The sequence below is a fragment of the Pedococcus sp. NPDC057267 genome, from assembly GCF_042668795.1.
In the GTDB taxonomy this organism is placed as follows: domain Bacteria; phylum Actinomycetota; class Actinomycetes; order Actinomycetales; family Dermatophilaceae; genus Pedococcus.
The window spans coordinates 1-26,790 of the sequence record NZ_JBHUYG010000059.1; the positions used below are offsets into that span (position 1 = coordinate 1).

Genomic DNA, 26,790 nt, shown 5'->3' on the forward strand with positions numbered 1-26,790 from the left:
GCTCCCCACCGGGTGGTGGGGAGCCCCTCTCGTCGTGCGGGGACCTGCTCCGTCAGCCCTTCTTCTTCGTCGGCTTGGGGGTCGGGGTCGGCGGGGGGGCCTGGGTGGTCGGTGAGGGCGGCGGCGGCGGTTGCACCGCCTGTCCGCTGGACAGGTACAGGCCGATCGTCGTGCCCTTGACCGCAGTGCCGCTGGGGTTGGTGTAGACCACGAGCCCGGGAGCGATGCCGCTGCTCGTGCTGCCCGCGACCTGGGCGCTGAAACCGGCCGCCTGCAGCGTCGAGATGGCCTGGGCGACCGACATGCCGCTGACGTAGGGGATGGCGATGTTGTCGCCGTTGAGGATCGTGTTGCTCGGCGGGGGGAAGTCGCGCTCGGGCAGGCCGGCGGACGCCGCCTGGAGGATGCCCTGCCAGACCGGGGCGGCGATGTCGCCACCGAAGACGCCCTTGTACCACTGCCCGGCCAGGGTGATCCCGTTCATGCCGCGCTGGGAGTAGGGCGTCCCGACCCAGACGGCGGCGGCGCGCTGTGCCGTGTAGCCCACGAACCAGGACTCGACGTGGTCGTCGGTGGTGCCGGTCTTGCCGGCTGCCGGCCGCGTGCCGAGGGACGCCTTGGTGCCGGTGCCGTTCTTGATGACCTCCTTGAGGAGCTCGGTCGCGCCGTTGGCCACGTCGGGGTCGATGACCTGCTGGCACGGGGTGCTGCCGATCTTGACCGGCTTCTTGTCGGGGGTGGTGATCGACAGGATCGGGTTCGGCGGGCAGTACTTGCCGCTGTTGGCGAGGATCGCGTAGGAGCTGGCCAGCGTCATCGGGGTGACGTCACCGGTGCCGAGGACCGAGCTGGCGTAGCAGGGCAGGTTGCCGCCGCTGCCGGTGTGCAGGTGCATCTTCGTCATGGTGTCGAGGACGTTGCGGGTCCCGAGGCCGAAGGTCAGCGACGCGAAGGCCGTGTTGATGGAGTCGGCCGTCGCCTTGCGGAACGGGATGGGCTTGCCGCCGATCGGGTAGTCGTTGCGGATCCCGTACGGCTTGGTGTCGTGGCAGGAGCCCTGCTCCTGGGGGGAGTAGTAGGCCGACTGGGTCGGGCCGGCGAACTTGGACGGGACGGTGCCGTTCACGGTGATGCCGCTCTCCAGGGCCCGGACGATGGAGAACATCTTCGCCGTCGAGCCGAACTGGAAGCCGCTGGTGCCGCCGTACTTGGTGTCGACGTTCCAGTTGACCTGGGTGTAGCCGTAGGCCGTCTGCTGCTGGGAGGTGGTCGGGTAGCTGGAGTTCTGCACCATGGCGATGACGCGGCCGGTGCTCGGCTCGATGACGGTGGCAGCTGCACCCACGAGCTGCGAGATGCCGGCCTTGCTCCGGTCGTAGGCGTCCCTGGGCATCGCCCGGTTGTCCTTGGGGACGCGGGCGGTCAGGTCGGCCAGCGCGGCCTGCTGGACGGTCGGGTCGAGCGTGGTCTGGATCGTCAGCCCCCCCTGGGTGATGTTCTTGACGCGCTCGGGCACGGTCTTGCCGAGGGCGTCGAGGTTGTGGTTGCTCGTGTCCTTGAGGTAGGCCATCACGTAGTTGCAGAAGTACGGCTCGCTCGAGGCCGCGCAGTTGCTGAGCGGGTCCTTGCGCTTGAGCATCTTCGCGAGCGGGATGGCCTTGGCGGCCTGCCAGTCCTTGTCGTTGATGATGCCGAGCTCGTGCATGCGGTCGAGGACGACGTTGCGGCGGGCCTGGGCGCGCTCGGGGCCGTTGTTGAACGGGTCGGTGCGGCTCGGGTTCTGCACCAGGCCGGCCAAGGTCGCGGCCTGCGGCAGGTTGAGCTTGCTCGCCGGGACGGAGAAGTAGTGCTCGGCCGCCGCCTGGATGCCGTACGCGAGGTCGCCGTAGTAGGCGAGGTTGAGGTAGCCGGCGAGGATCTGGTCCTTGGTCATCTCCTTCTCGAGGGTGACCGCGTACTTGATCTCCTGGATCTTGCGGGCCGCGCTGACCCGTACCGCGGCGTCGGCCGCCGCCTTGTCGTTGTTCCGCAGGGCGTTCTCCTGCAGCGTCAGCTTCACGTACTGCTGGGTGAGGGTGGACGCGCCCTGGACGTCGTGGCCCTGGAAGTTCGAGACGGCCGCGCGGGTGATGCCCCGCGGGTCCACGCCGCCGTGCTCGTAGAAGCGGCTGTCCTCGATCGCGACCTGGGCCTTGCGCATGATCGGCGCGACCTGGTCCAGGCTGACGATGACCCGGTTCTCCTCCTGCGGCGTCGCGAGCACCCGGCCACGGGCGTCGACGATGCGCGACTGCTGCGACAGGGGCGAGGTGGTGAACTCGCTGGGCAGGTCGTCGAACGCCTTCACCCCCGCGGTGGCGACGCTGCCGGTCGCGCCGACGGCGGGGATGAGCAGTCCGGCCGCCAGCAGGCCCATGACCAGCGCCGTGGCGACGAAGGCTCCGAGCAGGCTGACGACGTTCCCGAGGTTGGCGGCGCGTCCTGACATGTGCCAAGGGTAACTGCCGGTTCGTCCCGGTCCCGGTTGGTGGGACGGCCGGGTTCCCCGCCGGGGTGGTGGCGGCGGGCCGGTTCCCTGGCACGAACGGGCTGGTCAGGGCCACGAAACGGTGTGGTTCGCAATGACTAGTCCCTTCGGTCATCGCAGAACTACACGAATGGACCATGTCCGGGAAGCGCCCGAATTCCTATCGTTTTCGCACGTCGACAACGACGTCAGACGCAAGGAAACGCGTCTGGAGCACAGCTGGAGGGGCACCAGGATGACGATCGCACCGGAGCAGGACATGCGGCAGCGTCCCCACGGGTCCGCGTGGGTCGACGACTGGGCGCCGCTGGGTGCGTGCTCCAAGTCGGACCCGGACGCACTCTTCGTCCAGGGCGCGGCCCAGCAGACCGCCAAGGTCGTCTGCCAGCGCTGCCCCGTCATCGCCGAGTGCCTCGCCGACGCGCTGGACAACCGCACCGAGTTCGGGGTCTGGGGCGGCATGACCGAGCGCGAGCGCCGCGCGCTGCTCAAGCGCCGGCCCAACATCACGTCGTGGGCGGCCCTGTTCGCCCAGCACCGTTCGGGCCAGATCGAGACCGCCTGACCCTCGCGCCGCCGCGCGTCAGCGTGCGGTGAGCGCCGATCCCATCGTCCGCAGCCCCTCCAGGTCGTGGATGTCGCCGCCCCTGGCCGGCACCTCGACCACGGGTATGCCGGGGTGCCCGGCGGTGAACCGCCGCACCAGCCGCTCCTGCCGCTCGGCCGTCTCGGCCAGGTCTGCGTGCAGCCGCAGCAGGTCCTCGGTCACCTCCGCGCTGGCCGACCGGGGCTCCACCCGGGCGAGCTGGTCCACCGCGGCCCGCGCCTGCGGCGCGGAGATCTCGGCCGCCACGCGCTGGATCCGGTTCACGACGAGTCCGGCGAGCGGCATACCCTCCTCGTCCAGCCGGCCGGCGAAGAACGAGGCCTCGCGCAGGGCGTCCCGCTCCGGCGCAGCCACCACGACGAACGCGGTCTCGGGCCGCTTGAGCAGCGCGTAGGTCTGGTCCGCCCGCTCGCGGAAGCCGCCGAACATCGTGTCCAGCGCCGCCACGAACGTCTGCACGTCCTGCAGCAGCTGGCCGCCGAGCAGCCTGGACATGGTGGTCGTGACCATGCCGACGCCCATGCTGAAGACCTTGAGCCCGGCCCGGCCGCTCGCCTTGGCCGGGGTGGAGATCAGCCTGATGAAGCGGCCGTCGAGGAACGAGCCGAGCCGCTTGGGGGCGTCGAGGAAGTCCAGCGCCGAGCGTGACGGCGGGGTGTCGACGATGACGAGGTCCCAGCGGCCGTCGCGGTCGGCCTGCGCCCGCAGCTGGCCCAGCTTCTCCATCGCCATGTACTCCTGCGTGCCGGCGAAGGAGCTCGACACCGCCTGGTAGAAGGGGTTGGCGAGGATCTGGGCGGCCTTCTCCGCGGTCGCATGCTGCTCGACCACCTCGTCGAAGGTGCGCTTCATGTCGAGCATCATCGCGTCGAGCGACCCGCCCATGGAGGTGTCGACGCCGGTCACCGGGCGGGGCGTGTTGTCGAGCTCGGTCAGGCCCAGGGACTGGGCGAGCCGACGGGCGGGGTCGATGGTGAGGACGACGACCCTGCGCCCCTGCTCGGCCGCCCACAGACCCAGTGCGGCCGCCGTCGTGGTCTTGCCGACGCCGCCGGCGCCGCAGCAGACCACGATCCGGGTCGCGGGGTCGCGGACGAGGGAGGCGACGTCGAAGCCGTTCGCCGCGCGGGTGGAGCCGGTGCCGGCCACGTCAGACCAGCCCCTGCTGGGCGGCGGCGTCGGCGAGCAGGGCGACCCCGCCGGCCTCGACGCCCTCGGGCAGGTACGGCAGGCGGGCCACGAGCCGGCCCTGCTCCCGCACGACCTCGGCCAGCCGCTCCTCGAGGTCGAGGCGGTCGCGGTACTCGCGGGCCTCGGTGACCAGGGCGGACGCCATGCCGTTGGTCACGGACAGCCCGGCTGCCTTGAGGTCGGACGCGACGCCGGTCGTGGGGCGCGAGCGCCCGATGGCCCGCAGCGTCGGCTCGGACAGCAGCGGCTCGCGGACCTGGTTGACGACGATCGCCCCCAGCGGCAGCTGTGCCGACCGCAGCTCCTCGAGGGCGTCGACCGTCTCCTGCACCGGCATCTCCTCCAGCAGGGTGACGACGTGCACGGCCGTCGTGTGGCTGCGCACCATGCGCGTGATCGAGTCGGCCTGGCTGCGGATCGGGCCGACCCGGGCGACGTCGGCCACCTCCGCGTTGACGTTGAGGAAGCGCACGACCCGGCCCGTCGGCGGCGCGTCGAGCACGACGGCGTCGTACGCCAGCTCGCCGTGCGGCCGTCCCGAACGGGTGTCGCGACCGCCCGCCCGCCGGCCCGCGGCCTCGTAGACCTTGCCGATGAGCAGCACGTCGCGGACGCCGGGGGCGATGGTGGTGGCGAAGTCGATGGCGCCGAACTTCTCCAGCACCGAGCCTGCGCGGCCCGCCTTGTAGAACTTCTGCAGGTACTCCAGCAACGACTCCTTGGGGTCCACCGACAGGCCCCACACCTCGCCGCCGCTGCGGTCGTGCAGGATCCGCGTCTCGGTGTGCCCCAGCGGCGGCACGTCGAACGTCTGGGAGATGCCCTGCCGGCCCTCGACCTCCGCGATCAGCACCCGCCGTCCCTGGCGGGCCAGCGCGACGGCGACGGCCGACGCCACGGTGGTCTTGCCGGTGCCGCCCTTGCCCGTGACGACGTGCAGCCGCACGTGGGACAGGTCGGGGTGGGCCATGCGGCAAGCCTAGGAGGCGAGCAGGTCGACCGCTGAGAGGACCTCCGCGAAGGCCGGGTGCTCGGGGTCGATCAACCCGTAGTGCCCGCCGTCCGCCACCGGGCGCAGCCGCACGGACGGCCCGTGGTGCGCCGCGGCATACCGCTCGCTGAGCTCGAACGGCACGACGTCGTCGTCGCGTGCGTGCACGACGAGGGCGGGCACGTTGGGGCTGAGCCCGATCGGGTCGGCCGCGGCGTACGCCCCGGGGACCTGCTCGGGGGTGCCGCCGAGGAACGCGTCGATCGCCCCGCCGCCGACGCTGGTGGCCTGCCCGTGGGCGAGGTCGAGGACGCCGGCCAGGCTCACGACGCCGCGCAGGCCGTGCGCCCACGGCCGGGACGCCGCCCAGGTGACGAGCTGCCCGCCCGCCGAGTGCCCGACGAGGACCGCGGGCGAGCTGCCCACCTGGGGGTCGCTGCGGATGGCCGCCAGGGCGTCGCGGAGGTCGTCCGCGGTCCCGGGCCAGCCCCCGCCGGCGACGCCGGTACGGCGGTACTCGACCACCGCGACCGGGTACCCGGCGTCGGCGAAGGCCTGCGCCTGCCTGCTCGCGTGTGCCCGGTCGTACTCGGGGCGCCAGAAGCCGCCGTGCACCACCACGACCGTGAGGGCGCGGGTCGTGCGGGCCGGCAGCCGCACGTCGTACACCTGGTCGGCGTGCTCGCCGTATGCCGTGGTGCGGGCGGGCGGCGCGGCCCGTTCGTCGAGCACCTCGATGGGGTCACGGGCCATGGCGACCATCCTGCCAGCGGTGGCTAGGCTGCGAACCATGACAATGTTCGATGGGCCATGCTCCTACTCCTTGCGGGCCTCACTCCTTCGTCGCTCGTGTCCTCAGGAGGTCGTCGCATGACCAAGTTCGAGTACGCGACCGTGCCGCTCATCGTGCACGCGACCAAGCAGATCCTGGACCAGTGGGGCGAGGACGGCTGGGAGCTCGTGCAGGTCCTGTCCGGCGACGGTGGCAACCTCGTCGCCTACCTGAAGAGGGAGAAGGCCTGACCATGAGTGCTGTCGAAGACCGCCTGGCCGAGCTCGGCCTGTCCGTCCCCGAGGTCGTGCCGCCCGTTGCGGCGTACGTCCCCGCCGTGCAGGACGGCCGTCGCATCTACACCTCGGGCCAGCTGCCGATGCAGTCCGGCGCCCTCGTCCAGACCGGCAAGGTCGGCGACGGCCACGGGCTCGTCCCGGCCGAGGACGCCAAGAAGCTCGCCGAGCTGTGCGCGCTCAACGCCATCGCCGCCGTGAAGGCGGTCGTCGGCGACCTCGACAAGGTGGCCCAGGTCGTCAAGGTCGTCGGCTTCGTGGCCTCCGACCCGTCGTTCACCGGTCAGCCCGGCGTCATCAACGGCGCCAGCGAGCTGCTCGGGAAGGCGTTCGGGGACAAGGGAGTCCACGCCCGGTCCGCGGTCGGCGTGGCCGTGCTGCCGCTCGACGCCCCGGTCGAGGTCGAGATCGTCGTCGCGCTCGAGGACGACTGACCTGTCCGACATGGTCACCCGGGAGTTCCCGGTCGCCGAGTCGCCGACCCTGCGCGAGCGCGCGGAGCGGTGGCTCGCGGCCGGGGACCCCGTGACGCCCGTCGAGCCGCGCAGCGCCGCGACCGTCATAGTCGTGCGTGACGGGTCGGCGGGCGTCGAGGTCTTCATGCTGCGGCGCGTGGCGACGATGGCGTTCGCCCCGCGGATGATGGTCTTCCCCGGCGGCGGGGTCGACCCGCGCGACGCCGACGCCGACCTGCCGTGGGCCGGGCCCTCGCCCGCCGAGTGGGCGGCGCTGATGCAGGTCGACGAGGGCACCGCCCGCGAGCTGGTCGCCGCGGCCGTCCGCGAGGTCTTCGAGGAGTGCGGGGTCCTGCTGGCCGGCCCGTCCCCCGACGTCGTCATCGACGACGTCAGCGGCGAGCACTGGCACGCCCAGCGCCAGCGGCTGCTGTCGCGCGACGCCTCGCTGTCCGAGGTGCTGCGCGAGCACGACCTCGTGCTGCGCTCGGACCTGCTGGGCTACCGCGCGCACTGGGTCACCCCGGAGTTCGAGGCCCGGCGCTACGACACCCGGTTCTTCTCGGCGCTCCTGCCGCAGGGGCAGCGGGCCGACGACCTGTCGTCCGAGGCCGACGAGGCCGACTGGGTGCGGCCCGCCGAGCTGGTCGCAGCCTGGCGCGAGGGGGCCGCCCTGATGCTGCCGCCCACCGTCGTGGCGGTCGAGGAGGTCGCCGCCGCGGGCTCGGCAGCGGCGTTCGTCGCCGAGCGCCCGCGCATCGCCCGGGTCCAGCCCGAGCTCGTCGACACCGGCGACGGGCTGGTGCTGCGGGCGGAGCTGCCGCGGTGAGCACCACCCCGCCACCGGCGCCCTCCGCGGCCGTCGGCGAGTGGCACGGTGGCCGCATCACCGAGCGCGCGCTCTGCGTGCTCGCGCCCAACCCCAGCCCGATGACCCTCGACGGGACCAACACGTGGGTCCTGCTCGAACCCGGCGCGACCGAGGCGGTCGTCATCGACCCCGGGCCGCTGCACGAGGGGCACCTGCGCCACGTCGTCGCCGAGGTCGAGGCGCTCGGCGCCCGGGTCGGCGCGACGATCCTGACGCACGGCCACGCCGACCACGCCGAGGGGGCGGAGCGGTTCGCAGAGCTGACCGGGGCGCCGACGCGCGCCGTCGGGCGCGGCCACGACGACCTTGCCGACGGCGACGTCGTCCGCGTCGGGGGGCTCGAGCTGCGGGTCGTCGCCACACCCGGCCACACGTCCGACTCCCTGTCCTTCGCGCTGCCCGCCGACTCCGCCCTGCTGACGGGCGACACCGTCCTCGGCCGCGGCACCACGGTGGTGGCGCACCCCGACGGCGAGCTCGCGGCATACCTCGACTCGCTCGAGCGCATCGCTGCGCTCACGGGCGGCGGCGCCGTGACCTCGATCCTGCCGGGGCACGGCCCGGTGGTGCCGGACGCGTCGGCGATGGTCGCGTTCTACCGCGTCCACCGCGCGGAGCGGCTCGAGCAGGTGCGCCAGGCGCTCGCGGACGGGGCGTCGCGGGCGCCGGACGTCGTGCAGGCCGTCGTCGAACGCGTGTATGCCGACGTGCCGCGCGAGGTGTGGCCCGCGGCCGCGCAGAGCGTGGCCGCGCAGCTGGAGTACCTGCGCGCGAGGGGCTGAGCCCCGCGTCGGGTCAGCGGGCCCGGCGCTTGAGCCGCTCGACGTCCATGAGCAGGACGGCGCGAGCCTCGAGCCGCAGCCAGCCGCGGGTCGCGAAGTCGGCCAGCGCCTTGTTGACCGTCTCGCGGGAGGCGCCGACGAGCTGGGCCAGCTCCTCCTGGGTGAGGTCGTGCGCGACGAGCACGCCCTCCTCGACCGGACGGCCGAACCGGGCCGACAGGTCGAGCAGCGCCTTGGCCACGCGACCGGGCACGTCGGTGAAGACCAGGTCGGCGAGGTTCTCGTTGGTGCGCCGCAGCCGCTGGGCCAGCGCCGCGAGCAGGACCTTGGCCACGCCGGGGCGGCCCTCGAGCAGGCCGTTGAGGTCCTCGTTGCCGAGGCCGAGCAGCTGGGTCTCGGCGACCGCGGTGGCGGTCATCGTGCGCGGGCCCGGGTCGAACAGCGACAGCTCGCCGAACATCTCGCCGGGCCCGAGGATCGCGACGAGGTTCTCGCGTCCGTCGGCGGACCGGCGGCCGAGCTTGATCTTGCCCTCGCGGATCACGTAGAGCCGGTCGCCCTGGTCGCCCTCGTGGAAGAGCACGTCCCCGCGCTCGAGCCGAGTCTGCGACATCGACTGCATCAGGGTCGACGAGGCCTCGTCGTCGAGGGCTGCGAACAGCGGGGCCTTCTTCACCACGTCGTGATCCACGGGCGACAGTGTGCCACGAGAGCGAGCGCGCGCCACGAGAAGCGCGCTGCAGTGGGAGGATCCGCGTCGCTCGGGCGGGACGGGCAGGCTGTCGACGGGGGCCGTCCGCGTCGTCAGGTGCCTGTCAGGCTTCGCCCGTAGGCTGGCCCGGTGCCAGGACCCCGTGCCCGCGACGTCGCGCAGGAGACCCCGCTCGCCCGGACCCGCCGCGCCCGGCGGATGTACGCGCTGCTCCACGAGCGGTACCCGTACGCCCACTGCGAGCTCGACTTCGAGAACCCGCTCCAGCTCCTCGTCGCCACCGTGCTGTCGGCCCAGACGACCGACGTCATGGTCAACAAGGTGACGCCGACCCTCTTCGCCCGCTACCCCGACGCGGCCGCGCTCGCCGGTGCCGACCGCGAGGAGCTCGAGACGCTGCTCAAGCCGACCGGCTTCTTCCGCGCCAAGACCAACTCGGTGATGCGGCTCGCCGCCGACCTCGTCGAGCGCTTCGACGGCGAGGTGCCGCCGCGGATGAAGGACCTCGTCACCCTCCCGGGCGTGGGACGCAAGACCGCGAACGTGGTGCTGGGCAACGCGTTCGGGATCCCCGGCATCACCGTCGACACCCACTTCGGCCGGCTCGTGCGCCGCTTCGGCTGGACCGCCGAGGAGGACCCGGTCAAGGTCGAGCAGGTCGTGGGCGAGCTCATCCCGCGCAAGGAGTGGACGATGCTCAGCCACGTCCTGATCTTCCACGGCCGGCGCACCTGCCACGCCAGGAAGCCCGCGTGCGGCGCGTGCCCCGTCGCCTCGCTGTGCCCGTCGTACGGCATCGGCGAGGTCGACCCGGTCAAGGCGCAGAAGCTGCTCAAGTTCGAGCTCGCCCCCGGGGCCGCCAACCCGTATGCCGCGGACCTGCCCGGCGTGCCGTCGCCCGACGGCATACCGGACGACGTCCCGGACGTTGTGCAGGCATGACCCGGCCCGTCTGGATCGACCGCGCCCGCGACGCCATCTCCGCGGCGGAGTCCGACTACTTCGAACGCTTCTCGCCCCCCGAGGAGGGCGGCCGGCAGTCGAGCGTCCTCATCCTGTTCGGCCCGCACGACGGTGGCGGCGAGGACGTCGTCCTGACCGAGCGCGCCCACACGCTGCGCAGCCAGCCGGGTGACGTGTCCTTCCCCGGCGGCAAGCGCGAGCCCTCGGACGCGACCCCGGCCGACGCCGCCCTGCGCGAGACCCATGAGGAGGTCGGCATCGACCCGGCCACCGTCGAGGTGGTCGCCGAGCTGCCCGACATCTACCTGTCACCACGGCAGTTCGTCGTCACGCCCGTGCTCGGCTGGTGGCGCGAGCCCGGTCCCGTCGACGCGGTGGACCCCCGCGAGGTGCACCGGGCGGTCCGGGCGCCGCTGTCGCACCTGCTCGACCCGGCCGCGCGCTTCACCGTCACGCACCCCAGCGGCTACCGGGGCCCGGGGTTCGAGTTCGACGGCCTGTTCATCTGGGGCTTCACGGCCGGGCTGCTGTCCGCCGTGCTCGATTTCGGCGGACTGACCGTTCCGTGGGACCGTGACGTTGAGCGACCGCTCCCCGACAGCTACCGTCCGGGGGGTCGACGAGACGCCCTGACCCAGACCGCGACGGAAGGCCGGAGCTAGATGTTCCTCGGACTGACCGTCCTGGACTACGTCCTCATCCTGCTGTTCGCCAGCTACGCCGTCACCGGGTACCGCCAGGGCCTCGTCGTGAGCGTGCTGTCCCTCGCGGGGTTCCTCGCCGGAGGCGCGCTGGCCATGTGGCTGCTGCCGCTCGCGGTCAACCAGTGGGCGGCGCTCGACGCCTCGCCGCTGCTGCGGTCGGTCGTGCTCATCGCCGGAGTGTTCATCCTCGCGTCGGTCGGGCAGGCCGCCTTCGTGTCGGTCGGCGGCAGGCTGCGCCGGGCCGTGCGCATCCGTCCGGCGAGGGCCGTCGACTCGGGCCTCGGTGCCGTCGTCGTCGTCCTCTCCGCCGCGGTGCTGGTCTGGTTCATCGCGGGCGCCCTGCGCGGTGGGGCCCCGGCGCCGATCGCCAAGGCCATCGGCGAGTCCCGGGTGCTCGCCACGATCGACCGCTTCGTGCCGCCGCAGACCTCGCGGCTGTTCGCCGGGTTCCGCGAGGTGCTCGACCGCGAGGGCTTCCCGCGCGTGTTCGACGGGCTGCAGAGCGAGCGGATCACCCCCGTCGCGCCCCCCGACCCCGCGGTGGCGCAGACCGCCGGGGTGCGCGATGCCGCCGCGTCCATCATCAAGATCACCGGCGTCGCCGAGTCCTGCAACCGTGGCCAGGAGGGCAGCGGCTGGGTCGTCGCGCCCGAGCGCGTCGTCACCAACGCGCACGTCGTGGCCGGAATGACCCGCGCGACGCTGCGCATCCACGGCACGGGGCGGTCCTACACCGGCCGCGTCGTGATCTTCGACGCCCGCCGGGACCTGGCCGTCCTGGACGTCCCCGGGCTGCCGGCGCAGCCGCTGCGGCAGGGTCCGGACCTCACCCGCGGGCAGTCCGGGGTGGTCGCCGGGTTCCCCCTCGACGGCCCCTACCGGCTCGATGCCGCCCGGGTGCGTGAGGTCGTCCAGGCGCGCGGCTCGGACATCTACGGCCGTCCCGGGACCAGCCGCGAGGTGTACTCGCTCTACGCGCAGGTCCGCCCGGGCAACTCCGGTGGCCCGCTGCTGGGCACCGACGGCCGCGTGGTCGGCGTCGTCTTCGCCAAGTCGCTCGACGACGACAGCACGGGCTACGCGTTGACCCTGGACGAGGCCCGACCCGTCCTCGACGCGGCCGCCTCGGCCAGCACGCCGGTCGACACCGGCCCCTGCGTCGCGGGCTGAGCCCCTGGCGACGGCCGGGGTCGGGCGCGGTCTCAGCCGAGGTCGTCGAGCCAGCGGACGAGCCGGGTGCTGACCCGCTCGGGCGCCTCCTCGGGCAGGAAGTGCCCGACCCCGGGGAGCAGGTGCCGCTCGAACCGGCCCTCGCAGTACGCCTCGGAGCCCCCGGCCGACGACGCCAGCACCGCCCGGTCGTGCTCGCCGTGCAGCTGCAGCACGGGCACCCGGATCGGCGTGCGCATCCGGGCGGCGAACCGCCAGCCGTCGGGCCGCAGCTGGCTGCGCACCACCCAGCGGTAGTACTCGGCGGCGGAGTGCGCGACGAACGGCAGCGCCATCGCGTCGGAGTAGAGCCTCGCCTCCTCCGGAGAGGGCCAGATCCCCTCGGGACTGGCCCACTCGCGCAGCAGCCGCTGGACGTACCCGCCGTGCACGGTCATCTGCCGCTCCGGCACGAACGGCCGCTGCAGCCCGCCCAGGTAGGCGTTGGCGCGCAGCTGCCCGGCGTGGGTGAACGACGCCTTGCGGAACACGAGCGGGTGCGGCATCGACAGGGACGCCACCGCCCGCGTCACCGTCGGCTGCAGCGTCGGCATGCTCCACGCGATCCAGCCACCCCACCCGTGGCCGACCACCGTGGCGGTCGAGGCGCCGAGCGAGCGCAGGACGCTCGCGACGTCGGTGGCCGAGGTGGGGGTGTCGTACCCGCGGGGCGGCTTGTCGGAGGCGCCGTACCCGCGCAGGTCCATGGCGCAGGCGCGGTAGCCCGCCTCCGCGAGCGCGACCATCTGGTGCCGCCAGGCCCACCAGAACTGCGGGAACCCGTGCAGCAGCAGGACGGTCGGGCCGTCGCCGAGCTCGGCGACGTGGAAGCGGGCGCCGTTCGCCGCGACGAACCGGTGCTCCCACGGGCCCTCGACCAGGGCCAGGGACGCGTCCAGGGTCATCGTGCGGGGCTCGGATCCGGGCTCGGGGTCGGGGCGGTGGAGACGGACGGCAGCGGGGCCGTCGCGGTCAGGACGTGCCCTTGATGGCGTCGATGGTCTGCTCGGCGTTCTTGATCGTCCGCTCCGGCTTGCCCGTCATCCGCTTGAGCTGCGAGCGCCCGACCATCGCGAGCACGCCGGCGATGGCGAACTGCAGGGCCGTGGTGATGAGGTAGGCGGCCCACAGCGGCAGCCAGATGTCGAGCACCGCGACGACCGTGTGGAAGAGGAAGATGAGGCCGAGCAGGCCGACGAACGCGGCACCGGCGAACATCCCGGCACCGGTGCCGGCCTTCTTCACGTCAGCGGTGATCTCGGCCTTCGCCAGGGCGATCTCGCTGCGGACGATGGTCGAGACGTCGTGGGTGGCGTCGGCGACGAGCTGTCCGATGGTGCGTTCGGGCGTGTCCTGCGGGGAGGTCATGCGCCTTCACCTGCGCTTTCGTCCGGTCGGGTGGGCCACGACCACCCTAGCCGCGGGAGGTCGGCTCCACATCCGGCGCAGCCTGGTAGCAGTCCGGTATGCCGTCCCCGTCCTCGTCGCGCGTCTCCAGCTCGGCGAGCCGGCGGTACACCCGGTTGCGTGCGCGCAGGACGACCGTCGCGAGGCAGGCGGACAGCAGCGACCCGGTGAGCACGGCGAGCTTGACGTGCTCGTCGCGCGGGCTGCCGGCCCCGAACGCGAGCTCACCCACGAGCAGCGAGACGGTGAACCCGATCCCGGCCAGCAGCGACAGCCCGACCACGTCCCACCAGGCGAGGTCCTCGTCGAGCTCGGCGCGGGTGAACCGGGCGAAGGTCCACGTGCCGCCGAGCACCCCGACGAGCTTGCCGACGACGAGGCCGAGGACGACGCCGAGGGCCGCGGCATCGGTCGCCGTGGCGCCGAGTCCGCCGCCGACGACCCGCACCCCGGCGGCGAAGAACGCGAACACCGGCACCGCCACCCCGGCGGACAGCGGCCGCAGCCGGTGCTCGAACCGCTCGGCGACGTCGAGGTCGCGGGGCAGCGTGCTCAGCCGCTCGGGGACCCGGGCCCGGGGGCGCACCGGCACGACGAGCCCGAGCAGCACGCCCGCCACGGTGGCATGGATGCCGGAGGCGTGGACCAGCGCCCACGTCGTCAGCGCCAGCGGGAGGAGCAGCCACCACCGGGCGACCCGCCGCTGGACCAGCCACGCGAAGGCGGCCAGCGGGACGAGCGCCAGGCCGAGGGCGGGCAGGTCGAGGGAGTCGGTGTAGAAGACGGCGATGATCGTGATGGCCACGAGGTCGTCGACGACGGCCAGGGTGAGCAGGAACGAGCGCAGCGCCGACGGCAGGTGCGTCCCGATCACCGCCAGCACGGCGAGGGCGAAGGCGATGTCGGTCGCGGTCGGCACGGCCCACCCGCGCAGGGCCTCACCCCCCGCGCCGAGGGCGGTGACGCTCCCGGCATACACGAGGGCGGGCACGGCCACCCCGCACAGGGCGGCGGCGACGGGGAGGGCGGCTCGCGCAGGGTCGCGCAGCTCGCCGACGAGGAACTCGCGCTTGAGCTCGAGCCCGGCGACGAAGAAGAAGAGCGCGAGCAGCCCGTCGGCGGCCCACTGGCCGACCGTGAGGTCGAGGTGCAGCGCGTGCGGGCCGAACGTGGTGTCGCGCAGCCCGGCGTATGCCGTGTGCCACGGGGAGTTGGCCCAGACCAGTGCCGCGACGGCCGCGAGGAGCAGCAGCGCACCGCCGACGGTCTCCGTGCGCAGCGCCGCCGCGACGCGCTGGGCCTCGGCCCAGCTGGAGCGGGCGAAGAGGCGGGGCTTGGTGGTCAGGCTCACGAGGGGCCTTTCAGGGGAGGCAGCACGGAGGACGTGTCGACCAGACTTCCCGACGCACCGGGGACCAGCCTACCGGTCGAGCGGTGCCCGGGCCGCGGCGCGCAGCGCGTCGAACATGGCCACCAGCGCGGCGCCCTCCTCCGGCCCGGCGGTGACGAGCCCGTCGAGGGTGAGCGTGTCGTCGAAGGACAGGCCGGGCCCGTCGACGACGACCATCTTCAGCCGCTCGAGGGTCTGGCGCAGGGCCGACTTCGCGTACGACGCACCGTGCCAGCCGTAGCCGACGCACGCCACGGGCAGGCCCTCCCACTCGGCGTAGAGGTAGTCGATCGCGTTCTTGAGGGCGGCGTTGTAGCCGCGGTTGTACTCGGGCATGACGAGGACGAGTGCGTCGGTCGCGCGCATCGCCGCCGACCAGCGACGCGTGTGCTCGTGGGCGTAGTCGCCGTCTGCCGGCTGCCCCGGCTCGTCGAGGAACGGCAGGTCGAGCTCGCGCAGGTCGTGGACGGTCACGTCCAGGTCGTCGGGGACCTGGCCGAGCACCCACTCGGCGACGTGGTGGCCGATGCGGGTCGGCCGGGTGCTGGCGATGACGACGGAGAGGCGGGGGCGACCCATGCCCGCAGCCTAGGCGGGGCGGTCAGCCGCCGGTCAGACGGCGGTCGGCCGGCGGTCAGCTTGCGGTGAGCCGCTCCACCCACTCGGCCGGCCACGGCGTGCTCCGCGCCGGTCCGGGGCCGCTGCGGTCGAGGTGGACGGTGACGTACCGACCCCGGGCGGCGCGCACCCGAGCAGCCCCCTCGAACGGCTCGCCCCACACCTCGAACTCGAACGTCATCGACGACGACCCGAGCCGGGTGACGCGGACCGTCGTCGTGACCTCCTGCCCGAAGTACAGCGGCGCCTCGAAGTCGGCCTCGAAGCGGACCCGCGGCGCCACCGGGAAGTAGCCGTCGAGGCCGCGCTCGCGGACCAGCGCCGCCTCGGCCGACTCGACCAGCCGGGTGACGGTGCTGTTGTGGTAGATCCCGGCCGCGTCGGTGTCCACCCACTCGATCCGGGAGCACAGCGTCGCAGTCGCGACGGCCTCGGCGGCAGGGTCGGTCACGACAGCCTCGGTGGCCGGGTCGGTCACGACAGCCTCGGTGGCGGGATCGGTCACGCCGACACGGTCTCAGGTGCCGCCGGCGTGGGTTGCGCGGGGTGGCCCGCCTGGTCCCCAGACGGGTCGTCCACCGCAGCCGGCGCGCCCGGTCGCCAGCGCAGGTGGACCTGGCCCTGCTCGCCCTCGCGCAGCAGCGCGAGCCGTGGCGGCACGCGGTCGGTGCGCGAGGTCGGCGGACGCCGGCGCCCGGCCTTCCAGGGGTCGGGCCACTCGGCCGCCGGCCCGGCATACCCCTGCTCGGCCGCGGCGTGAAGGGTCCACTGCGGGTCGTACAGGTGGGTGCGCCCGAGGGCGCACAGGTCGGCGCGACCGGCGAGCAGGATCGAGTTGACGTCGTCGTACGAGGAGATGGCGCCCACGGCGATGACGGCCACGCCGGCGGGTCCGGCGACCTCGTGGCGGATCCGGTCGGCGAAGGGCGTCTGGTAGGACCGGCCGAACGCCGGCCTCTCGTCCTGGGTGACCTGGCCGGAGGAGACGTCGATGGCGGCGGCGCCGTGCTCGATGAAGGCGCGGGCGATCTCGACCGCGTCGTGCTCGGTGTTGCCGTCGGGCACCCAGTCGGTCGCGGAGATGCGGACCGTGACCGGCACCTGCTCGGGCACGACCTCGCGCACCGCGTCGAAGACCTCGAGGGGGAACCGCAGCCGGTTCTCCAGCGACCCGCCGTACTCGTCGGTGCGCACGTTCGAGACCGGCGACAGGAACGAGGAGAGCAGGTAGCCGTGGGCCGCGTGCACCTCGACGAGGTCGAACCCGGCCTCGACGCCCCGGCGGGCGGCGTCGCGGAAGTCGGCGACGACCGTGTCCATGTCGGCCCGGGTCATCTCGCGCGGCACGTGGGTGGCCTCGCCGTAGGGCAGCGCGGACGGGCCGACGACCTCCCAGTTGCCGTCGGGCAGCGGCTCGTCCATGCCCTCCCACATGAGCTTCGTCGAGCCCTTGCGGCCGGAGTGGCCGAGCTGCAGGCCGATCTTCGCGGTGCTGCGCTCGTGGACGAACCGGGTGATCCGCGCCCACGCGTCCCGCTGCTCGTCGTCCCACAGGCCGGGGCAGCCGAGGGTGATCCGGCCCTCGGGTGACACGCAGGTCATCTCCGACATGACCAGGCCCGCGCCGCCCAGCGCCTTGGAGCCCAGGTGCACGAGGTGGAACTCGCCGGGCACGCCGTCGACCGCGCTGTACATGTCCATGGGCGACAGCACGACCCGGTTCTTGAGCTCGAGCGCGCCGATCCGCACCGGCTGGAACATCGCCGGCGCCTCCTCGTCCGGTGACGACACGGCGGCGCTGTCGCCCGCCGTCGGGGCCGCCGCGAGGTCACGGGCGACCTCGCGGGCGTACGCCGCCTGGATGCGCGCGGCGAACTCGGCGTCGCGCTCCTTGAGGTTCTCGAAGGTGATGCGGCGCGAGCGGGTGAGCAGGTTGAAGACGAACGCGTCGTGGTCCTGGCCGGCGTACATCCCGATGTTCTCGAACCACTCCAGGCTGGCCTGGGCCGCGCGCTGGGTCGACTCCACGACCGGCTTGCGCTCCTCCTGGTATGCCGTGAGCGCCGCCTCGACGGTCGGGTGCTCGTGCAGGCAGGCGGCCAGGGCGAGGGCGTCCTCCATGGCCAGCTTGGTGCCGGAGCCGATGGAGAAGTGCGCGGTGTGGGCGGCGTCGCCGAGCAGGACGACGTTGCCGTGGTGCCACGACTCGTTGCGGACCGTGGTGAAGCTGATCCACTTGGAGTTGTTGGTCAGGATGCGGTGGCCGTGCAGGTCGTCGGCGAAGATCTCCGCGACCCGCTGGACGGCGTACTCGTCGGACACCCCGGGCGGGAAGACCTCGTGCTCGGTGCGGTCGAACCCCGCTGCGCGCCAGACGTCCTCGTGCATCTCGACGATGAACGTCGAGCCCCGGTCGGAGTACGGGTACCCGTGGATCTGCATGGTCCCGAACTCGGTGTTCCGGACGATGAACTGGAACGCCTCGAAGACGAGGTCGGTGCCGAACCAGATGTACTTGTTGTGCCGCCGGTCGAGGCTGGGGCCGAACGCATCGGCATACCGCGTGCGCACCTGCGAGTTGAGGCCGTCGGCGGCCACGACGAGGTCGTGCGTCGCGCGCAGCTCCTCGGTGTCGGGCGCCTCGGTGCGGTAGTGGACGACGACACCGAGCTCAGCCGCGCGCTCCTGCAGCAGGCGCAGCAGCTCCTTGCGGCTCATCGCCGCGAAGCCCTGCCCGCCGATCGTCGAGGAGCGCCCGTCGACCGTGACGTCGATGTCGGTCCAGCGTGCGAACTGTCGCTCCATGGCGGCGTGGATGGTGGTGTCGGCGTTCTCGATCCCGCCGAGCGTCTCGTCGGAGAAGACGACGCCGAAGCCGAACGTGTCGTCGGGGGTGTTGCGCTCCCAGACGGTGACCTCGTGCGCGGGGTCGAGCTGCTTCATCAGGGCGGCGAGGTAGAGCCCACCCGGGCCCCCGCCGACGACCGCGATCCTCACGACGACTCCTTGGTGTGGGTGGCCCCCAGCGGGTCCGTGCCCGCGGTGGCGGCCTGGGCGTGGGCAGCCTGCTCGCGCAGCTTGAAGTGCTGGAGCTTGCCGCTGGTGTTGCGGGGCAGCCGGTCCACGAAGCGGACCCGGCGCGGGTACTTGTAGGGGGCGAGGGTGGCCTTGACGTGGTCCTGGATCTCGCGGACCTTCGCCTCGTCGCCGACCACCCCCTCACGGAGGACGACGAACGCGCTGACGATCGAGCCGCGCTCGGCGTCGGGCTCGCCCACGACCCCCACCTCGACGACGTCGGGGTGGGCGTCGATGGCGGCCTCGACCTCGGGCGCGCCGATGTTGTAGCCGGAGGACACGATCATGCTGTCGGTGCGGGCCCGGTAGAAGAAGTAGCCGTCCTCGTCCTGCACGAAGGTGTCGCCGGTGACGTTCCAGCCGTCGACGACGTAGCCGAGCTGGCGCTCGTCGTCGAGGTAGCGGCAGCCCACCGGGCCGATCACGGCCAGGCGCCCCTCGGTGCCGGGCGGCACGGGCCGGTCGTCGGGGCCGAGGATCGTGGCGCGGTAGCCGGGGACGGGCTTCCCCGTACTGCCCGCGCGGATGTCGTCACCCACGGCGGAGATGAAGATGTGCAGCATCTCGGTGGCGCCGATGCCGTCGATCACCTTGAGGCCCAGCTCGTGGTGGATCGTCTCCCACACGTCCTGGGCGATGTGCTCGCCCGCGCTGACTGCCTTGCGCAGGCCGCGCAGGCGACCCAGGTTGCCGCTCTTGATGACCTGCTTGTATGCCGTGGGGGCCGTCGCGAGGACCGTCACCCCGTGCTCCTGCACGATCTCGGCGAGCTGGACCGGTGTGGCGGACTCGGTGAGCAGCGCGCACGCGCCGGCCCGCAGCGGGAAGACGACGAGCATGCCGAGGCCGAAGGTGAAGGCGAACGGCGCGGTGCAGGCGACCACGTCGTCGGGCTCGAGGCGCAGGAGGTGCCGGCCGAAGGTGTTGTCGATCGACAGGATGTCGCGGTGGAAGTGCGTGGTGATCTTGGGGATGCCGGTGCTGCCCGAGGTGGGGCCGAAGAGGGCGACGTCGTCGGCGGCGGTGTCCGCGGCGGGGAAGTCGCCGGACTTGGTGGCGGCCCGCCTCGTGAGGTCGTCCTCGGAGTCGCCGTCGAACGGCACGACGACCAGGCCGGGCGCCACGGAGTCCCGCACGGCGTGGACGTCCTCGACGAAGCGGTGGTCGACGAGGGCGACGGACGGCTGGGTCCTCTCGACGATGGGACCGAGCTCGCGGGCGCGCAGCGCGGCCATCGTCGTGACGACGACGCCGCCGGCTTTGAGGATCCCGAGCCAGGCCGCGACGGTCCACGGGGTGTTGGGCGAGCGCAGCAGGACACGGTTGCCGGGGACGAGCCCGAGGTCCTCGGTGAGGACGGCGGCGACCTGGTTGGTGCGGGTCAGCAGCTCGCCGTAGGTCCACACCGTGCCGTCGGGCGTCCGCAGGGCCGGGCGGTCGGCGCCGTGGGTGCGGATGGTCGCGTCGAGCAGCTCGACGGCGGCGTTGAGCCGCTCGGGGTACTGCAGGTCCGGCGTGGTGAACTCCAGCACCGGCCACTGCTCGGCCGGCGGCAGGTGGTCGCGGGCGAAGGCGTCGACGTGGCCGCTCGGCGACAGGCCGGGCCGGGGACGGGTGGGGGTGGACGACATCACGAGCCTCCGGAGCTGGTGCGGATCATGCCTTCCTGCACGACGGTCGCGAGGTGCTCGCCGTCGGGGGTGAAGAAGCGGCCGAGGCCGACGCCGCGGCCGGTGTCGGCGGCGACGGCCTCCTGGGCGTACAGCAGCCAGCCGTCGAGGACGCCGGGCCCGGGCGCGCGGTGGAACCACATCGCGTGGTCGAGGCTGGCGGTGACCAGGCCCGGCTGGGCCCACGGCATCCCGAGCGCACGGAGCACCGGCTCGAGGATGGTGTAGTCGCAGACGTAGGCCAGCGCAGCGAGGTCGCGCTCTGCGTCGGTGAGCCCCTCGACCGGCCGGAGGGCGTCGAACGGCTTGACCCACACGGCCTGCTGCGGTGCGTGACCGCCGTCGACCTCGACGTAGACGGGCCCCGGGACGTGCCGCATGTCGAAGCTGCGCCCGCGGGACCAGTACTCCCTGGACTCCGCCGTCATCGTCGTGCCACCACCCGGGGCGACGTCCGCGAGGTATGCCGCCGAGCTGGGCAGCGACTCGGGTGCCGGGACGTCGGTGGGCGCGGACGCGGCATACCGGCCCCCGTCCTCCCCGGCGGCGAAGCTGGCGAGGCAGGCGTAGGCGGCCTTGCCGTTCTGGAAGGCGCGGACCTGTCGCGTCGCGTAGCCGCGGCCGTCGCGCAGGACCTCGACCTCGTACGTCACGGGCGCGCCGATGTCGACCGGCCGCATGAAGTAGCTGTGCATCGAGTGCATGGCCTTGCCGTCGGTGACGCTGAGCATCGCGGCGGCCGCCGCCTGCGCGACCATGTCGCCGCCGTAGGCCTTGGGCCACGGGCACGGCTGGGTGGTCGCGGTGAAGGCGAGGTCGAGGTGCTGCGGCTCGGCCGGGGTCAGCGCGAGGGCCCGGGCGAGCACCTCGGAGGTCGCGACGGCCGCCGGCGCGGCCTGCGGCTCACCGGTGCTCAAGGGCGGTCCACCCAGTTGCGCAGCAGGGCGTCGTCGACCTGCGGGAGGTTGACGACGATGTTCTCGGGCGTGCGGGTGGTCATCCAGGTGAGCGGGTTGTTGCGGTCGAGGTTGCACTCGACGTGCGGCATGAACGGCGGCACGAAGACCCAGTCGCCCTCCGACAGGTCGAGGTAGTCCTCGAACCGCTCGCCGAAGTAGATGCGGGCGCGGCCGGACAGCACATAGCCGCCGGTCTCCGCCTCGCCGTGGTGGTGCGGGACCGAGCGGTACCCGGCCTCGTTGCTCACCTTCCCGAACCAGAGGCGCTTGGCCGGGGTGTGCTGGATGCTGACGCCGGAGACGCGGGTGGCGCCGCCGGACTGGCCGGTGTCGCCGCCCTCGGAGCCCGCCCGGGTCACGACCGGGACGACGAGGCCGTTCTCGTTCGCCCAAGGGGTCGGGTCGCCCTCGAGCTGGTACTTGCTGAAGTCGGGTTCCACGTGAGGCTCCTTCGGGTCGTCAGGTGAGGCGGATCGTGTTGCGCAGCAGGCCGATTCCCTCGATCTCGGTCTCGAGGACCTGGCCGTCGGCGAGGAACCGCTGCGGGTCGCGGGCGGTGCCGACCCCGCCGGGCGTCCCGGTGAGCACGAGGTCGCCCGGTCGCAGGACGGTGAAGGTCGAGATGTACGAGAGGAGGTCGGCGCCGTCGAAGACGAGGGTCTTCGTGCTGTCGCGCTGGACCTCCTCGCCGTCAACGCGGCAGGTGATCGTCAGCCCCGCGGCCGGGTCCACCTCGTCGGGCGTCACCACCACCGGCCCGGTCGGGGTCGAGCGGTCCCACGCCTTGCCCTGGAACCACTGCAGGGTGCGGTACTGCCAGTCGCGCACGGAGACGTCGTTGGCCACGGTGTACCCGGCGATGGCGGCGGCCGCGGTCGCGCGGTCGGCGCCCCGGATCGTGTCGCCGACGACGACCGCGAGCTCGGCCTCCCAGTCCACGTCGGCGCCTGCGGGCAGCCGGATGTCGTCGGTGGGGCCGATGAGGCTGTCGGCGTACTTGGCGAACAGCGTGGGGTGGGTGGGCAGGTCGCGTCCCGTCTCGCGGATGTGCTCGCCGTAGTTGAGGCCGCAGCACACGACCTTGCCGGGGCGCGGGAGCGGGGCGAGGACCACGGCGTCGTCGAGCAGGTCGCCCAGCCCGCCGGCCTCGTCGAGCCGGCCACCGCCTGCGAGGTGCGCGGAGAGGTCCGGCGCGGGGAGCGCCCGCCAGCCGTCCGGCGTCCGCGCCGCGGCCGTGGTGGTGCCGCGCGTGGCGACGGTGCCGAGCTGCATATAGCGAGATTTTCACGATCGTCGTCAAACGTCAATAGGTCCGCTACCCTGCCCGTATGCCGTGGAGCGGGCCAGGCGCGCGACGACGCCTCCCGGTCGGCGGCCGACGACCCCGACCACAGCTGGAGGACCCGATGCCCGCGCACCCGCTGACCCCCGTCCCCGTGAACCCGGCCTCGCTGCCCGCGCCGAGCGGCTACTCGCACGGGACGCTCGCGGGCAACACGCTCTACCTGGGCGGCCAGACCGCCCTCGACGCCGACATGCGGATCGTCCCCGGGGGCATCGTCGAGCAGTTCCGGCAGGCGTTCTCCAACGTCCTGGCGACCCTGGCCGAGGCCGGCGGGGTGCCGGGGGACCTCGTCAGCATCACGATCTACCTCACCGACATCCCGGACTACCAGGCGCACGGCCGCGAGATCGGGAAGGTGTGGCGTGAGCTCGCCGGACCGGTCTACCCGGCGATGGCGGGCATCGGCACGACTGCGCTCTGGCAGCCCGAGGCGATGATCGAGATCCTCGGTGTCGCGGTCATCCCGGACGAGAGGCTGCGGCCTGCGCGGTGACGAAGTCGTGGGCCGGCCCCGCCAGGGTGCGGTGCAGCGCGAAGAACGTCTCGGCGGCCCGGGTGCCGGACCAGTCGGCGGGCAGAAGGTCGGTCGGCAGGCCCGGGTCGAGGTAGGGCAGGCGGCGCCAGGCGGTCAGGGCGCGCAGGTGGTCGGCGAACGCCTCGGGTCCGGACGTCTCGGATCCGGACGCCTCCTCCCCGTGGGCCGGCTCGGCGGCCTCCGTCCCCCGAGCAGCCGACTCGGGGGTGGCGCGCTCCCACCGGCGCAGAGCGGGCTCGTGGGCCTCGAGGAAGTCGTCGTAGAGCTGCTCGAGCGCCTCGAGGTCCCACCACTGCGCGACCTTCGTCGCCGGGTCGCCGAACGCGAGGTACTCGGCGCGGAACAGGTCCACGTAGGGCTCCAGCCCGTCCGCCAGCAGGGTCTCTCGGGTGTCCTCGGCCAGGTGCCCCGGGGCGATCCACACCCCCGACGCCACGGTCCCGAACCCCAGCCACGACAGCCGGGCGCGCAGGGTGTGCCGCTTCTGGCGCTCGCTCTCGGGCACCGAGAAGACGGCCAGCACCCAGTCCCGCTCGGAGTCGGGGCGGGTCGCGAAGATCCGCCGGTCGCCGAGCTCGAGGACGCGGCCGGCATACCCCGACAGCGCGTAGCCGGCCACGCCGTCGCGGCGCTCCGACTCGACGATCCCACGCCGCTTGAGCCGGGTCAGGGCGGAGCGGACGGACTGCTCGTCGACGCCCGCGGCGGCCATGAGCCGGATCAGCGCGCTGACGCTGATCCAGCCGCCGAGGTCGCGGACGTAGAGCCCGAGCAGGGTGACGATGAGGGCCCGGGGCGGCTGGGGGCCGCGGTCGGCGCCACCGTCGAGGTCCGTCGTCGTCACGGGGGCACAGTAGCCGCAGTGGGATGCGGTGGACGGGGGTTGTCCGGTGGGGACGCCAAGCCCTAGTCTTCCGTCAGACAGAAGCGTGACTCCGTATCGTGGAAGAACGAGGCCGACCGATGCCTGCACCGAGTCCCGGGTACTCCATCACCGTGCGCGCCGAGGCGCCTGCAGCGATCGACACGACGGGGGTGGTGGCGGGCGCGGTCGCGGAGGCCGGCGGCGCGCTCACCGCGCTCGACGTCGTGGAGTCGCGCGGGCAGAGCCTGGTCGTCGACGTCACGTGCAACGCCTCGGACGCCGACCACGCCGACCGGATCACCGCGCGGATCGCCGCGGTGCCCGGGGTGAAGGTCCGCAAGGTCAGCGACCGCACCTTCCTGCTGCACCTCGGCGGCAAGCTCGAGGTCGTGCCCAAGGTGCCGCTCAAGCACCGCGACGACCTCTCCCGCGCCTACACGCCCGGCGTCGCCCGCGTCTGCCTGGCCATCGCCGAGAACCCGGACGACGCCCGCCGCCTCACCATCAAGCGCAACACGGTCGCCGTCGTGACGGACGGCTCGGCGGTGCTCGGGCTCGGCAACATCGGCCCCGCCGCGGCGCTGCCCGTCATGGAGGGCAAGGCTGCGCTGTTCAAGCAGTTCGCCGGCGTCGACGCCTGGCCGGTCTGCCTGGACACGCAGGACACCGAGGAGATCATCCGCACCGTCAAGGCGCTCGCCCCCGTCTACGGCGGCGTCAACCTCGAGGACATCTCCGCCCCCCGCTGCTTCGAGATCGAGCAGCGGCTGCGCGACGAGCTCGACATCCCCGTCTTCCACGACGACCAGCACGGCACGGCGATCGTGGTGCTGGCCGCGCTGACCAACGCACTGCGCGTCGTGGACAAGAAGGTCGAGGACGTGCGCATCGTCGTCTCCGGGGTCGGAGCCGCCGGTCACGCGATCGTCCGGCTCCTCGACGCGCAGGGCGCGCGCGACATCGTCGGCTGCGACCGGCACGGGGCGCTGGACCCCGAGGCACGGCACACCGACGAGTTCCGCGGCTGGATCGCCCGCAACACCAACCCCCGCAAGGTCCGCGGCACCCTCAAGGAGGTGCTCGCCGGGGCCGACGTCTTCATCGGCGTCTCCGCCCCCAACCTTCTCGACGAGGACGACATCGCCGGGATGGCGCCCGACGCGATCGTCTTTGCGCTCGCCAACCCCGACCCCGAGGTCGATCCCGTCGCAGCGAGCCGGCACGCCGCTGTCGTCGCGACCGGTCGGTCCGACTACGCCAACCAGATCAACAACGTCCTGGCCTTCCCCGGGTTCTTCCGCGGGCTGCTCGACGCCGGGGTCAGCGACATCACCGACGAGATGATGATCGCCGCAGCCACCGCGATCGCCGACTGCGTCCATGCCGACGAGCTCAACGCGAGCTTCATCGTGCCGAGCGTGTTCGACCCGAAGGTGGCGCCGGCGGTGGCGTCCGCCGTGCGGCACGCCGCGGGCGGGGAAGGGAAGGGCTGACCCGATGACCTTCGACACCACCGACCTCACCCGCGAGCTCGACGCGCACCTGGCCGACGCGGATTCCGCTCTGGCGCAACGCTTCCCCGGCGAGCGCCCCGACCGCCAGCCGGTCCACACGGTCTACGTGCCCGCCAGCCGCTACGACGCCAGCCTGGTGCCCCGGTGGGGTGAGGAGGCCCTGGCCGTCCTCGACGAGCACGGCGGGGACCCGCAGGCGTATGCCGCGCTGCTCGGCATCGGCCCCGACCTCGCCGAGGACGTGGTGGGCCGGGTGCGGGCCAAGCTGGCCACCGAGCCGGTCGAGGACCTGCGGGTCGACTTCGAGGACGGGTACGGGGCCCCGGCGGACGACGTCGAGGACGCGGCCGTCGACGCGAGTGCCGCAGCCCTGCTGGAGTCGGTGCGTGCCGGGACGGTCGCGCCGTTCCACGGGATCCGCTTCAAGAGCTTCGAGGCGCCGACCCGGGCGCGGGGCGTGCGGACGCTGGCACGGTTCGTCGAGGCCGTCGCGGCCGACGGCTCGCTGCCGGACGGCTTCGTCGTCACCCTGCCCAAGGTGACGTCGGTCGAGCAGGTCGAGGCGATGGTCGTGGCCTGCGAACGGCTCGAGTCGGGGCTCGGGCTGCGTTCGGGCGCACTGGGTTTCGAGATCCAGGTCGAGACACCGCAGGCGATCCTCGGGCCCGACGGGACGGCGCTGGTGGCCCGGATGGTCCACGCCGCGGCCGGTCGCTGCACCGGGCTGCACTACGGCACGTACGACTACTCGGCCTCGCTGGGCGTCGCCGCGGCTTACCAGTCGATGGAGCACCCAGCCGCCGACCACGCCAAGGCGGTCATGCAGGTGGCCGCCGCCGGCACCGGGGTGCGGCTCTCGGACGGTTCCACGAACATCCTGCCCGTCGGGAGCCGCGAGGCCGTGCACGCCGCCTGGGCGCTGCACGCCCGGCTCGTGCGGCGCTCGCTCGAGCGCGGCTACTACCAGGGCTGGGACCTGCACCCGGCCCAGCTGCCGAGCCGGTATGCCGCGACGTACGCCTTCTACCGCGAGGGCCTGCCGGCCGCTGCCGAGCGGCTGCGCAACTACGTCGGACAGGTCGACTCCGGCGTGATGGACGAGCCGGCGACGGCCCGTGCGCTCGCCGACTTCGTGGTTCGGGGACTGGACTGCGGTGCCACGGACGACGCGGAGGTCAAGGAGCTGACCGGCATCGACCGCCACCGCCTGGACGTCCTGGCCAAGCGCGCCGCGGGGTAGCTGCCAGTGGCCCCCCTTCGCTCGGGCGCGAACCTCTGCTCGCAGAGGGTGGCGCCCCCAGCGCAGGGTCCACCCGCTGCGGGGTCGCT

The 26,790-nt window shown here is 73.0% G+C and carries 27 protein-coding genes; 11 read left to right on the forward strand and 16 right to left on the reverse strand.

Annotated elements, in window-relative coordinates; genetic code table 11:
- Nucleotides 1-52: 52 nt before the first annotated feature.
- Entirely contained in the window at nt 53-2,488 is a 2,436-nt protein-coding gene (locus tag ACFUC1_RS13315) for a transglycosylase domain-containing protein (RefSeq protein WP_379120481.1), read from the reverse strand.
- Nucleotides 2,489-2,762: 274 nt separating this feature from the next.
- Here ACFUC1_RS13315 and ACFUC1_RS13320 point away from each other — a divergent pair, with 274 nt between their 5' ends.
- Complete coding sequence (locus tag ACFUC1_RS13320) at nt 2,763-3,092, forward strand: WhiB family transcriptional regulator (RefSeq protein ID WP_379120483.1); 330 nt, start codon at nt 2,763-2,765, stop codon at nt 3,090-3,092.
- Nucleotides 3,093-3,110: 18 nt separating this feature from the next.
- Here ACFUC1_RS13320 and ACFUC1_RS13325 read toward each other — a convergent pair whose 3' ends face one another.
- From ACFUC1_RS13325 to ACFUC1_RS13335, 3 genes are read right to left on the reverse strand one after another with little or no spacing between them, the layout of a single operon-like run.
- Nucleotides 3,111-4,283: an ArsA family ATPase gene (locus ACFUC1_RS13325; protein WP_379120485.1), complete on the reverse strand. Its 1,173-nt coding sequence runs from the start codon at nt 4,281-4,283 to the stop codon at nt 3,111-3,113.
- Between the two features lies 1 nt (nt 4,284).
- Nucleotides 4,285-5,295 (reverse strand): ArsA-related P-loop ATPase, encoded by a 1,011-nt coding sequence (locus tag ACFUC1_RS13330; protein ID WP_379120487.1) that lies wholly within the window; start codon nt 5,293-5,295, stop codon nt 4,285-4,287.
- Between the two features lie 9 nt (nt 5,296-5,304).
- Nucleotides 5,305-6,069, reverse strand: coding sequence for an alpha/beta hydrolase family protein (locus tag ACFUC1_RS13335; protein ID WP_379120489.1), 765 nt, complete (start codon nt 6,067-6,069; stop codon nt 5,305-5,307).
- Between the two features lie 117 nt (nt 6,070-6,186).
- Here ACFUC1_RS13335 and ACFUC1_RS13340 point away from each other — a divergent pair, with 117 nt between their 5' ends.
- Genes ACFUC1_RS13340 through ACFUC1_RS13355 form a run of 4 tightly spaced genes read left to right on the forward strand, consistent with a single transcriptional unit; the run spans nt 6,187 to nt 8,492 of the window.
- The gene (locus tag ACFUC1_RS13340; RefSeq protein WP_379120490.1) at nt 6,187-6,339 is read left to right on the forward strand and encodes a hypothetical protein; all 153 of its coding nucleotides are present in this window, start codon (nt 6,187-6,189) and stop codon (nt 6,337-6,339) included.
- Nucleotides 6,340-6,341: 2 nt separating this feature from the next.
- Complete coding sequence (locus tag ACFUC1_RS13345) at nt 6,342-6,818, forward strand: RidA family protein (RefSeq protein WP_316007278.1); 477 nt, start codon at nt 6,342-6,344, stop codon at nt 6,816-6,818.
- Between the two features lie 10 nt (nt 6,819-6,828).
- Nucleotides 6,829-7,668: an NUDIX domain-containing protein gene (locus ACFUC1_RS13350; RefSeq protein WP_379120492.1), complete on the forward strand. Its 840-nt coding sequence runs from the start codon at nt 6,829-6,831 to the stop codon at nt 7,666-7,668.
- A complete protein-coding gene (locus ACFUC1_RS13355) occupies nt 7,665-8,492 on the forward strand; it encodes an MBL fold metallo-hydrolase (protein ID WP_379120494.1) in 828 nt (275 codons plus the stop codon). Before ACFUC1_RS13350 ends, ACFUC1_RS13355 begins: the two co-directional genes overlap by 4 nt.
- 13 nt (nt 8,493-8,505) lie before the next feature.
- Here ACFUC1_RS13355 and ACFUC1_RS13360 read toward each other — a convergent pair whose 3' ends face one another.
- Complete coding sequence (locus ACFUC1_RS13360) at nt 8,506-9,183, reverse strand: Crp/Fnr family transcriptional regulator (protein ID WP_379120496.1); 678 nt, start codon at nt 9,181-9,183, stop codon at nt 8,506-8,508.
- Nucleotides 9,184-9,402: 219 nt separating this feature from the next.
- Between ACFUC1_RS13360 and nth the strand changes: the two genes are divergently transcribed.
- Genes nth through ACFUC1_RS13375 form a run of 3 tightly spaced genes read left to right on the forward strand, consistent with a single transcriptional unit; the run spans nt 9,403 to nt 12,041 of the window.
- Nucleotides 9,403-10,146 carry an endonuclease III gene (nth, locus tag ACFUC1_RS13365; protein WP_379120528.1) on the forward strand — a complete coding sequence of 248 codons (744 nt, stop codon included), beginning with the start codon at nt 9,403-9,405 and terminating at the stop codon, nt 10,144-10,146.
- Entirely contained in the window at nt 10,143-10,829 is a 687-nt protein-coding gene (locus ACFUC1_RS13370) for an NUDIX hydrolase (RefSeq protein ID WP_379120498.1), read from the forward strand. Before nth ends, ACFUC1_RS13370 begins: the two co-directional genes overlap by 4 nt.
- Complete coding sequence (locus tag ACFUC1_RS13375; RefSeq protein ID WP_379120500.1) at nt 10,830-12,041, forward strand: MarP family serine protease; 1,212 nt, start codon at nt 10,830-10,832, stop codon at nt 12,039-12,041.
- A 32-nt stretch (nt 12,042-12,073) separates the two neighbouring features.
- Here the strand turns inward: ACFUC1_RS13375 and ACFUC1_RS13380 are convergent, their stop codons facing one another.
- From ACFUC1_RS13380 to ACFUC1_RS13425, 10 genes are all read right to left on the reverse strand, one after another.
- Complete coding sequence (locus ACFUC1_RS13380; protein ID WP_379120502.1) at nt 12,074-12,985, reverse strand: alpha/beta fold hydrolase; 912 nt, start codon at nt 12,983-12,985, stop codon at nt 12,074-12,076.
- Nucleotides 12,986-13,052: 67 nt separating this feature from the next.
- Nucleotides 13,053-13,448: a phage holin family protein gene (locus tag ACFUC1_RS13385; protein WP_379120504.1), complete on the reverse strand. Its 396-nt coding sequence runs from the start codon at nt 13,446-13,448 to the stop codon at nt 13,053-13,055.
- A gap of 46 nt (nt 13,449-13,494) precedes the next feature.
- Nucleotides 13,495-14,838 carry a Na+/H+ antiporter NhaA gene (nhaA, locus tag ACFUC1_RS13390; protein ID WP_379120506.1) on the reverse strand — a complete coding sequence of 448 codons (1,344 nt, stop codon included), beginning with the start codon at nt 14,836-14,838 and terminating at the stop codon, nt 13,495-13,497.
- Between the two features lie 69 nt (nt 14,839-14,907).
- Nucleotides 14,908-15,456: an NADPH-dependent FMN reductase gene (locus ACFUC1_RS13395; protein WP_379120508.1), complete on the reverse strand. Its 549-nt coding sequence runs from the start codon at nt 15,454-15,456 to the stop codon at nt 14,908-14,910.
- A gap of 55 nt (nt 15,457-15,511) precedes the next feature.
- The gene (locus tag ACFUC1_RS13400; protein WP_379120510.1) at nt 15,512-16,000 is read right to left on the reverse strand and encodes an acyl-CoA thioesterase; all 489 of its coding nucleotides are present in this window, start codon (nt 15,998-16,000) and stop codon (nt 15,512-15,514) included.
- Complete coding sequence (locus ACFUC1_RS13405) at nt 15,997-18,492, reverse strand: bifunctional salicylyl-CoA 5-hydroxylase/oxidoreductase (protein ID WP_379120512.1); 2,496 nt, start codon at nt 18,490-18,492, stop codon at nt 15,997-15,999. Before ACFUC1_RS13405 ends, ACFUC1_RS13400 begins: the two co-directional genes overlap by 4 nt.
- The gene (locus tag ACFUC1_RS13410; protein WP_379120513.1) at nt 18,489-20,204 is read right to left on the reverse strand and encodes an AMP-binding protein; all 1,716 of its coding nucleotides are present in this window, start codon (nt 20,202-20,204) and stop codon (nt 18,489-18,491) included. Before ACFUC1_RS13410 ends, ACFUC1_RS13405 begins: the two co-directional genes overlap by 4 nt.
- Nucleotides 20,204-21,160, reverse strand: a complete 957-nt coding sequence (locus ACFUC1_RS13415) for an acyl-CoA thioesterase (protein ID WP_379120516.1) — start codon at nt 21,158-21,160, stop codon at nt 20,204-20,206. The genes ACFUC1_RS13410 and ACFUC1_RS13415 overlap by 1 nt, the downstream gene beginning before the upstream one ends.
- Nucleotides 21,157-21,642 (reverse strand): cupin domain-containing protein, encoded by a 486-nt coding sequence (locus ACFUC1_RS13420; protein WP_379120517.1) that lies wholly within the window; start codon nt 21,640-21,642, stop codon nt 21,157-21,159. The genes ACFUC1_RS13415 and ACFUC1_RS13420 overlap by 4 nt, the downstream gene beginning before the upstream one ends.
- 19 nt (nt 21,643-21,661) lie before the next feature.
- A complete protein-coding gene (locus ACFUC1_RS13425; RefSeq protein WP_379120518.1) occupies nt 21,662-22,474 on the reverse strand; it encodes a fumarylacetoacetate hydrolase family protein in 813 nt (270 codons plus the stop codon).
- Nucleotides 22,475-22,608: 134 nt separating this feature from the next.
- Between ACFUC1_RS13425 and ACFUC1_RS13430 the strand changes: the two genes are divergently transcribed.
- Entirely contained in the window at nt 22,609-23,040 is a 432-nt protein-coding gene (locus ACFUC1_RS13430) for a RidA family protein (protein WP_379120520.1), read from the forward strand.
- Here the strand turns inward: ACFUC1_RS13430 and ACFUC1_RS13435 are convergent.
- Nucleotides 23,006-23,926, reverse strand: a complete 921-nt coding sequence (locus ACFUC1_RS13435) for a PaaX family transcriptional regulator C-terminal domain-containing protein (RefSeq protein ID WP_379120522.1) — start codon at nt 23,924-23,926, stop codon at nt 23,006-23,008. The genes ACFUC1_RS13430 and ACFUC1_RS13435 overlap by 35 nt on opposite strands.
- Nucleotides 23,927-24,045: 119 nt before the next feature.
- Here ACFUC1_RS13435 and ACFUC1_RS13440 point away from each other — a divergent pair, with 119 nt between their 5' ends.
- Both ACFUC1_RS13440 and ACFUC1_RS13445 read left to right on the forward strand, forming a co-directional pair.
- Entirely contained in the window at nt 24,046-25,440 is a 1,395-nt protein-coding gene (locus tag ACFUC1_RS13440; RefSeq protein WP_379120524.1) for an NAD-dependent malic enzyme, read from the forward strand.
- A 4-nt stretch (nt 25,441-25,444) separates the two neighbouring features.
- The gene (locus tag ACFUC1_RS13445) at nt 25,445-26,701 is read left to right on the forward strand and encodes a DUF6986 family protein (protein ID WP_379120526.1); all 1,257 of its coding nucleotides are present in this window, start codon (nt 25,445-25,447) and stop codon (nt 26,699-26,701) included.
- The last annotated feature ends 89 nt before the right edge of the window (nt 26,702-26,790 follow it).